At 55.2% G+C, this 8703-nt stretch carries 10 protein-coding genes; all 10 read right to left on the reverse strand.

Features of this window, described 5'->3' with window-relative positions; all coding sequences use genetic code 11:
* Nucleotides 1-322, reverse strand: a 322-nt coding sequence (locus ACXJJY_RS07370) for a hypothetical protein (RefSeq protein ID WP_456386483.1), incomplete at its 3' end; no start/stop codon positions are given.
* 69 nt (nt 323-391) lie between these two features.
* On the reverse strand, nt 392-1948 hold the full coding sequence (csm5, locus tag ACXJJY_RS07375; RefSeq protein WP_456386485.1) for a type III-A CRISPR-associated RAMP protein Csm5: 1557 nt from the start codon (nt 1946-1948) through the stop codon (nt 392-394).
* Nucleotides 1948-2970, reverse strand: coding sequence for a type III-A CRISPR-associated RAMP protein Csm4 (gene csm4 / locus ACXJJY_RS07380; protein WP_456386487.1), 1023 nt, complete (start codon nt 2968-2970; stop codon nt 1948-1950). The genes csm5 and csm4 overlap by 1 nt, the downstream gene beginning before the upstream one ends.
* A 10-nt stretch (nt 2971-2980) precedes the next feature.
* Nucleotides 2981-3676, reverse strand: a complete 696-nt coding sequence (gene csm3, locus ACXJJY_RS07385) for a type III-A CRISPR-associated RAMP protein Csm3 (RefSeq protein WP_456386489.1) — start codon at nt 3674-3676, stop codon at nt 2981-2983.
* A 34-nt stretch (nt 3677-3710) separates the two neighbouring features.
* Entirely contained in the window at nt 3711-4100 is a 390-nt protein-coding gene (gene csm2 / locus ACXJJY_RS07390; RefSeq protein WP_456386491.1) for a type III-A CRISPR-associated protein Csm2, read from the reverse strand.
* 19 nt (nt 4101-4119) lie between these two features.
* Nucleotides 4120-6696: a type III-A CRISPR-associated protein Cas10/Csm1 gene (gene cas10 / locus ACXJJY_RS07395; RefSeq protein WP_456386493.1), complete on the reverse strand. Its 2577-nt coding sequence runs from the start codon at nt 6694-6696 to the stop codon at nt 4120-4122.
* A gap of 23 nt (nt 6697-6719) precedes the next feature.
* Nucleotides 6720-7139, reverse strand: a complete 420-nt coding sequence (locus tag ACXJJY_RS07400) for a hypothetical protein (RefSeq protein ID WP_456386494.1) — start codon at nt 7137-7139, stop codon at nt 6720-6722.
* Nucleotides 7109-7474 (reverse strand): hypothetical protein, encoded by a 366-nt coding sequence (locus ACXJJY_RS07405; RefSeq protein WP_456386496.1) that lies wholly within the window; start codon nt 7472-7474, stop codon nt 7109-7111. The genes ACXJJY_RS07400 and ACXJJY_RS07405 overlap by 31 nt, the downstream gene beginning before the upstream one ends.
* Nucleotides 7471-7656 (reverse strand): hypothetical protein, encoded by a 186-nt coding sequence (locus ACXJJY_RS07410; RefSeq protein WP_456386498.1) that lies wholly within the window; start codon nt 7654-7656, stop codon nt 7471-7473. Before ACXJJY_RS07410 ends, ACXJJY_RS07405 begins: the two co-directional genes overlap by 4 nt.
* A gap of 168 nt (nt 7657-7824) precedes the next feature.
* On the reverse strand, nt 7825-8703 hold an 879-nt coding region (gene cas6, locus ACXJJY_RS07415), incomplete at its 5' end, for a CRISPR system precrRNA processing endoribonuclease RAMP protein Cas6 (RefSeq protein ID WP_456386500.1).

An 8703-nucleotide genomic window follows, 5' to 3' on the forward strand; every position in this document is an offset into this window, starting at 1 on the left:
CACCCCGATCTTCCCTGGCGTCCACTTCATGGGTTGACGGAGGACATGGTCTGCTCTGGAGAGGCTTGAAATCAAGAGAAGCCGCCGGCCTCAAAAAGGTTGAAGAAACATGGTGGCTCTGCAGGTAACCGATTACTTTTTTCGCGCATCCGGCCATCAGGCCGGACAGCGCCCTGTCCAGCCTGACAAGGTCGGGCGGCGACACCTCGGAGCGGCTCCTGCAGTTGCTGTTCCGGATGACAGCCTTTCGATCGTCACTGTCCGCCATATTGGTTAGCAGGCTGGTGCCGCCGGGTGTGAGCATGTAGAGGTGTACACTCATTTATGTATGCTTTTTCGCATGTATTTCATACCACAGCATACCTGTTCACTTCCAGAACTTTGGAAAACATCACAGCTCTCCAAGTATCTTTTTGATCTTTTGAACCTTTTCAAACTGTTTTTTCTTTTTCTTCTTTACATTCCACTTACTTTCCGCCATCCAGCGCTCCTTGAAGGCTCTGGCCAGGGCCTTTTGGTGCTTCGGATCAGCGGATTCAACCTTAGGCCATATATCCCTCATCACATCAACGCCAGGGGCACATTTCAAGGCAAACTCATCACCTCGTACTAAAGCGAGATTACGCTGTTCTTCCGAGAGAGCTTCCCATTCCTCACGCATTTTCTTTTCGGCTTCAGCGGATGCCATCGCTTCGGCTTCCAGGCGTTTCTGTTCTTCCCTGGCTTCAAGCCGCGCCCGGGCTCGAGCCGCATCTTCTTTCCGGCGTTGTTCCGCTCTGAGCGATATGTTATTCTGCCGGTCCTTTTCCTGCCCCTGAGCCTGCTCAAAAAGTTTTTGCCCGTCGGAATCAGATACAAGACGAAGATTCACCCAGCCGAATGGACGTAACGCTCTATTAATATTTGGCTTCCTAGACTCTGACGCGAGCCACAAGGTGGTGGCATGGTCCTTGAATTTTAAGGGTTTTTTACCCGGTGGACTGATCTTTATGGAACGGTGCCCGTTGACGGTGACGCACTCTGCCCCGCTGTGGCGGCCGATCCGCAAGGGCAGACAATCCTCGTCAATCTGCAGGGGAGGTGCGCCGATATTTTCGAGCTCATGATTCTCACGCTTGTTTTCCGAAGTATAGAATTTTTCGACAGCTTCAAACAGCTCGTCTTTTGTTATAGGCTTTTTCACCGGTGTCCTTCTGTCCGGCGTGATGATGGTTATGGTGCCGGCAAAAGTTGCGCCCGGTTCTATTACCTCCAGCAGTTGCGGCGGCCCCTGGGAGTTTCTTCCCGTCGGCCGTTTCTTGAGGTTGACGGCGTAAAGGATTTTACGGCGGCACTTTCCTACCGGGACGAAATCTGAGACCTTGATCAATCCAAAGGGGTCGGAATTAAAAGAACCGCCAAGCAATGTTTCTTGCAGTGATTTGTTTTCCTTTCCTGCTTCATAAGGTTTCATCCGATTGTATTGCTTCGCAGCGACAGGGTTTTTCTGCTGACGTAAGTTCAGCACCGCTGTTCGTAAAGACCCCTTGATTGTCGAACCTGGTATGACCGGCAGATTGGTGTGAGGATTGAAAGCGGTGCGACCTATTTTGAAATTGTTGAGGTTTTGCTGGATGATACGGGCGTTCCTGGGTAGCTTGAGCACATTTTCATAATGTTCGACAAAACCTGCCGCGAGAGCGCAGCGTTCGCCAAGGGCGTGTGCACTATGACGGTGCATGAACTGCATCAGATCGAGCAGAGATTCGATTTTTCCTCTGGCGCAAATGGTGCTGAACTGTGCCAGAGCGTCACTGTCGAGCATTTCCAGGAAGGTGTACGTGTCAAAGGCTATCAGCTCCTGCGCCTTCTCATCCACCACGAACCCCGTGGGCTCATAAACCTCGTCGCAACCGACGCTGACCGGTGAGGCCAGGGTCAGTTCGATGTATTGTGTATGGCTTTTCATCACGCCTCCTTCACGGGCAGTTTCATGGGAACGACAATGGTGTACCCCTGGCAGACCGCCTTCTCCTGGGCCTTGGAAACACCGGTAACCGCTTGTCCCATATACCGTTTTGATAATTGTTCTTTTGTTTTCGGCAAGAAGACCGCTCCTTCATCGGCCATGACAACGGGGTTCTTGAATGGTTTGCCGGTGTGAAGAAGCTGAGAACCATGGCGGCCGAAACGGGTGAACGGTGAAAACCATGCCTGCTCATACTCTTCAGGCCGGGGAACACAGGGCCCAAGGGTGAGGAGAGCATTGGCGTTTTCAGGTAAAGGCAGGGTAATCTCATCGCATTCACCAATGCCGAACCGTCCCAGGCCGGTGGAGGCATCGCGGCCGTATCCGTAAGAGCCGATGCGCTCCAGCCCGGTCAATAGAGATTCCTCGTTAAGTGCTTGTTCATTTACCAGTGCGAAAAGAACTAGTTCCATGCCAGGCCGATAGACAAAGTTGGACATGGAGTAGGGAGAAAAAAATCCCTTGCCGGTGGTACTGGTCAGGCGGTTGATGGTATTATGGGATTGCTCGAAGAAACGGACAAAACCGCCATCGTCATTATCTGTTCCCAGCATGGCGCAGATTCGGCTGCCCAGTTCCCGGTCATCGATCAGGTTGTCCCAGCAGAGGTCGATATGCAGGTCGCTGCCGGTCAACAACCAGCGGCGGGATTTCTTTTCTTTCCGTTTTTTCAGTCGCTCGGCACAGGGGCCGGTGCCGTCCGGTTCGAGCCAGCTTGGCGGCAGGGCAGGTCGGGGCAGGGCATAGGTAATGTCACTGTTATCGTCCACAACCTGCGGAAAGGCGGAAGAGAGCACCAGGAAGGGTTTTTTCCGGTATGACTCAATCCAGTGGTCAAGGCCGCCGGTCAGTAGCCCCCTGTCCAGAGCCGCCTGCCAGCAGAAAGATCCAAAAAGGGTATCCCCCTTCAGCGGGGTGCCGAAGGGTGATTCCGGTTGGATGGTTATTGCATAGAGTTTCACGGCGTCCTCCTCAGGCCAGGGCGGAGTCGAATTTTTTCTGGATTTCCGGGTCGTCGAATTCAAACCGAACCCGCCCGTAACCACGGCTGCCTGACCCCCCCAAGGCATCACGGGAAAGCATTTTGAGTCCAGTCAACAGGTACTCGATCAGGCCCTCGTCTCCCTCCATCTCCTTGACGGTGACCCCGAAATCGAAACTCAATCCCGCCACCACCCGCTCGGTGAAACGGGGATTTTCCGCGGTGCCTCTGATCCGGTTGATGGAGTTTTCAGACTTGACCTCGGTGTAGGGTAGGTTGGCGCCCTGTACCCTTTCCCTGCTCGCTTCACTCAACGGGCAGTCGGCAAAGGAGAGGCGTGAGGGGCCGATTTTCGCCACATGTTCCTTGTCGGCGCCGCTTGAGCCAAAGAGCTTGAGGATCATTTCAGCCTCTCGTTTTTCATTGTCACTGAGGTTTCTGCTCAAGTCAGCGGCACCCACCGGCTTACCGTCGGTATAGGTCATGAGGCCGCTTTTCATTTCCAGCAGAGATCGAACCTTGCCTTTGATTGACGAGCCTGGGATATACGGCTCGTTGGTATAGGGATGTTTGACCACCGGGTTGTCGGTGCCGCCTATATGCATCTCGGTGTCGCCCGCGCCGATATGCAGTCCGCTTTCCAGGATGATTTTGCCGTTGATCGTGGATATTTTGTTGAGTTTCATTGTTCGTGCTCCCTGTTATTGTTGAAAAATCTCGTTATTTCGGGCCGTAAACCTTGTAGAACCCCATAAAGGCTTCCATGAAGTTGGTGAGAACCTGGAGATCATCACGGTCATGCACCTGGGTGATTCCGTCCCGCATGAGCTTGACGAACGATTCGGTCACCAACCCCCGTCCCTGCGCATAGGCGGTTTTCGCAACCATCATGTGAACCATGGGAAGGGTGAGATTCCAGTCGTCTCCTTCACTCTGTGCTCTGGTGTTGATCCGCACGAGTTCATCGAAAAATCGGCGTAACTGGGTACTTTTGTTTTTTCTCCTGTCCTCCTGGCCAATACTCCTGGCCTTGTCTTCCGCGATGGTGGAGAAGAGAGCCGGATCCACCTGCCTTTTTGCCTTGTCCTTCCATAAAGTGATACTTGCCATTTACTGGTCCTCCTTGAATTTATGCCCGTTCTTCGTACAGTATCTGCCAGAGGGGTATTCTTACCCCACCCCGGTAATCGGTGAGCCATTTCGCCATGACCGCCACCTCGTCCACAGCCTTGTCGCCTGCCGGAGTCTTTGTGTTGACATTGCGGGCCAGGTGGTAGTGGAACATGGCCGGCCATTTGACACACTCCATGGCGCTCATGGGAATCGACTTCGTCTGACCGAGTTTTCCTTCCTGCTCGGCCAGGTCGATAAAGCGGTTGAACCGGTAGAACATGACCCGGCTGATGAAGTTACGCTCAAGCCAGCTCCGCATCGCATCCCGGTTTTCGGTGAGCCGTTGGAAATCGTCCCAGGTCACGGTCTGGCCGAACATGGTAATCCGGTCCCGTCCGCCTGCTTTGGCCATGGCCAGTGCCTCCTCGCTGGTTTCTGCCAGCTTGTCAATGGGAACATGGGGCTTGTGGAGCGTTATTCCCGCGGAAAAGGTGATTTCCTGGTTGCCGCAGACATAGTCCCTGAACCGCTGGCGCAGGTGGGCGGCAAGGTCGGCCATCCTGTTCCAGGGGCCGATCAGGAAAAGATCGTCACCGCCCGCGAACACTGTATATACCTGACTGAACTCTTCTGTATCCCGCAGCAGGTGAGGAAGATAGAGGGCAAAAAAGTTGTTGAGCTGACGGCTCAGGGTGGCTAACCGAGAAAAGGTGAACCGTTCGGGGCTGAAGCCGCAGCCAAAGAGCATTCCGAGATGGTCCACATCAGCCTTCAAAACCCCCAGAGCTTCAGTGCCTCGAGCCTTGCCGTCGCTGTCAAAACGGCGGGCCGTGATGGCGATGTGGTTCAGAGTTTTCGGGGCTCCTTCGTTGATTTCCGCGATCAGGGCGTCCATGCCGTCGTCTGATTTTTCCCCTTCCAGAAGCAGATCATTTTTATTGTCATCTTCGGTATATATTGGGACATGACCGTTTATCATCCTGACAGTGGCCCGACAGGCAAGGGCTCCGGACTGATCTGTCTCGAGTTCCCAGAGCTTCACGAGACTGCCTTCATTGGCCTGTCGGGTACAGATGTTATCCGTGGCCATCACCTGGTACCGGTCAAAAATCGGCATCAGCAGGCCCTTGTCCTGCAGGTCACTGTTTTTGTCACATACCGCCAGCATCCTGTTCTTCACCAGAGTGGTGCCCAGCATGACGTGGTCACGGCAGGCCGCGCATGTGACGAGTTCATCGTCTCTGAATATCCTGTCCCCCCTGGTTTCCATGAGCGCCGGTCGTTTACCGCACAGGGGGCACAGGCCAGCTTCGTTGTGGAAAGAGTCAAGGAACGAGGCCACCACTCCGCCATGACGGGAAAGGTCGACCTTCTGCTGCTTGGCGACCTCCATGTTGTCCATGTGTCGTTGCCAGAGGGCTGCGAAATCATGGCTTGTAAACTGGTCTGGTGTTGCAGCCGTTACGCTGATGCCGATACTGCTCTGGCCATAGGAAATGGAGAACAGCCAGTCGTTTAACTCCTCCTTCACCTCCTTGATGGACAGGAGGGCCTTGTCTGTGTTGGGGGCGATGAGATGAAATTTACCGGCCGCGTTCATGACCACCGATAAAAATGGCAGGCCGAGCCGGTCGCAGAGTATTTCCGCGGCCAAGTCAGAGAACAGCGACACTGTAAACGACCTTCCCCGGAGGAGTTTTGACCGGAATCGGCATGACTCACCTGCGCTGGCGAAAATAAACTCCTGGATACCGAAGAAATCTCCGCTCACCAGAAGGAATTTCTCTTCCGCGCCATTTTTTATCGCTGCCTCGTCCATGGAGTCTGTGGCCTTGTGATAACCGTACAGGGCCGCAGCCAGTGCGGCGGTGGCCCGGCTGTGATCATAAAGGGACACGTCATGGACCACGTCACCCACCCGTGCCGCTGGAATCATCGTGGTGCAGACCATAAGCAGGGAATCAAAATGCTGTGCCCATAGCCGGACTCCGTTATCACGGTGTAACAGCCTGCGAAGGCGGGACAGAAAATAATCGAACAGTTCCTGATATTCCGTCTTTGCCTGCTGCCGTTCCAGCTCGGTTCTCTTCTGCGCGAAAATGCTCTGTGCAGAAAGTGGACGTAGAGGATAGGCGTATTGATACTTGTCGTCAGCGTCATACTGCTGACAACGATCCGGCCCCAGAGCCTCGAACACCGGCAGCAGCCGCGTTGTCTTGAAGTCCCGCCAGGCAATGGCCTCACCCTTGTTAAACCGGGCCCGGTCAAGACCGCTGGCAATCCGGTCGGCCACTGCCACAATCCACTGCATGGGATTTTCGGGCTTGTGGTGACTGGCCGCGAGGTTCAGAAAAATGTCCCCGTCACCCCATTCCGGGCTGAAAAGGTCCGGCGGGAACAGCTCCTGGTGCTTTTCAAGGAAAGCTGCGGTAAAAAGAGCGTGCAAGTGACTGTACCGGCCTTCCCGTACAGGCTGATAGATCGGGGAGTTTCTGTCCTGGTAATCCTGCGACACTTCCATGCACCCTTGGGCTAACTTGCCCAGATCGTGGCAGAGTCCGGCCAGGGCTATTTTCAATACCGTTTCTTCCATGCCCGCCTCCTTTTTTTATTCATTTATTTTTCACCTTTTTTCTGTCGGGACGAATTGATTTCAGTTTCTTTTGTGGAGCCCAGGACTTTCTCAACCTCCACGAAGCACTCCCCAAGCACCTTTTCGAGTCTGTCCGCCCTCGTGGCATCATTTCGAAAACCGCTGTGGTTGATGTCGTTTCGGGCCTTGCTGAGACGATCGGCTATCCGGGCCAATTCGACGGTGCGGGTGTCGCCAATAATGCTCCTGACGACATCGGGGCGCTGACAGAGACTTTTGTTCCACCGGTCTTCGCTTATTTTCTGGTTTAAGACATGAAAGGTGTCGGAAACCAGAGTCCTGTCCTCCTCCCGGCGCCAGTCCAGGCCGAACCGTTCGGCCAGGACAGTGGCCACGCCCTCCTGGAGCATGGTCAGGCCCTGCTTGACCAGGCCGTGTTCCATGCACCAGCGCACCGCCGCGAGGCAGTTGGCGGGCTGGTCCCGGCCGAAGGGCGCCGCCTTTTCGGAGATGCGGTGCAGCAGGGGCGAAAGGGCGGCGGCGCCTCTATCTCGGAGCACTCGGCCGCCCGGTCCTTGAGGTGGCCGAAGTACCTGCCATCCACGAGCTCACCGTCTCTGCTGGTGGTGATCCGGCCGGCGATTTCCGCGAGACAGTTGCCGAGAGCGCGCCAAGTTTCTGCCTCCTGGTCGGCCCCGCCCAGAAACAAGGGGGTTACGACCTCGCAGTCCAGTTTCAGCCGCTCCTGCCTGTAAAATCGGGCAATATTTATTTTCATAGTCCTTCTATCCATATCATTATCCATGCCGCCGGCAGCAACACCAGAAACACCATCATCCCCAGACAGCCGCCGCGATAATTGTTGCCGTTACTGTTGCGATGCGGTTCGTCTTTTTCAAAATATTCTTTGTAAAGCAGGTAATCCAACGCATCATCTTCATCAAAGAGGTTGTCGTCCATGATTGCTCCTTTTCGGTTGTAAGAGGTTTGGTTTCACCTAGTTCTTACGGTCTCCCAGCAGGGTTTTTCGCAAAAAGTTTTATGATTTTTTTTTCAACTCCTGGCCAGATTCTTTGAAAAAATCAAGGTATTCAGGAGTCAGGTTCCCTTTGTCCGGGGCGTGCCTGTTCATATTGTCAGTTGCATCCTCCCCAGGCCGAAAACGGTCTGCTTGCCGATGTTGACCTGCTCGGCATAACGGAGGATGGGCATGAATTCGGTCAGTTCTCCCTGGTACGTCACAGATCCGGCCAGGCCGCTCAGGGAGGTGCCCTGGTGCTGGCGGTTGGACCAACGTCTGAGTTTCTGCCAGCGGATGGATGGCGCCACGGCCTCCACGTCGCCGGCCCGTTGCACCAACCCCTGAAAATCGAGATCCGGCACGCCGTTTCCGTATGCCTCTTCCAGCGCGGTGATCCGGCGCAGGCAGGTCCGGATAAGGGTGTGGAACTCCAGGTCGGTCTTTATCCGGTTGCCCTGTTTGAAACGAAGCGGGGTCAAAAGGTTGACCCGGAGCCGGGAGACCGGATCATCCGGGACCGTGGTGGGGTCGAGCTCCATTGGGGCCGGTCTGGCTGCAAGGGTTGCGGTTTGTGCGGAGTAGACCGTCTGATCGTCCGTGGTTATCCTGTCCAGCACGAACCTGCCCAGGCCGTGCCGGCGGCCCTGGCCAATGCCGGATTTGCCCATTTCCTGCACCGCATAGATGATATGGGGCAGCAGTTCCACGGCCCGGTCCAGAAGGAGCAGGGAAAAAGATATTTTTTGCCCCTCGGCCATCTCTTCCTGATCCTGGCCTGGCTGGAGGACAAAAGGATGCGGCCGGGCGTTGATTGTTCGTCCGCCCTGGTCCCGGTATTGTTCGGTTTCAAAGATCCAGGCGTAGGGGCACTGCTGCCGGAGCAAACAGTCGGCGCACTGCTGCCGCCTGAGCGCACAACTCGTCTTTTTCAGGGCCCAGCCCAGGGCACCGCGCAGGGTGGAGCCAAGGTATCCGGGCAGCCTGGC

It is taken from the genome of Desulfolithobacter sp. (assembly GCF_054025815.1).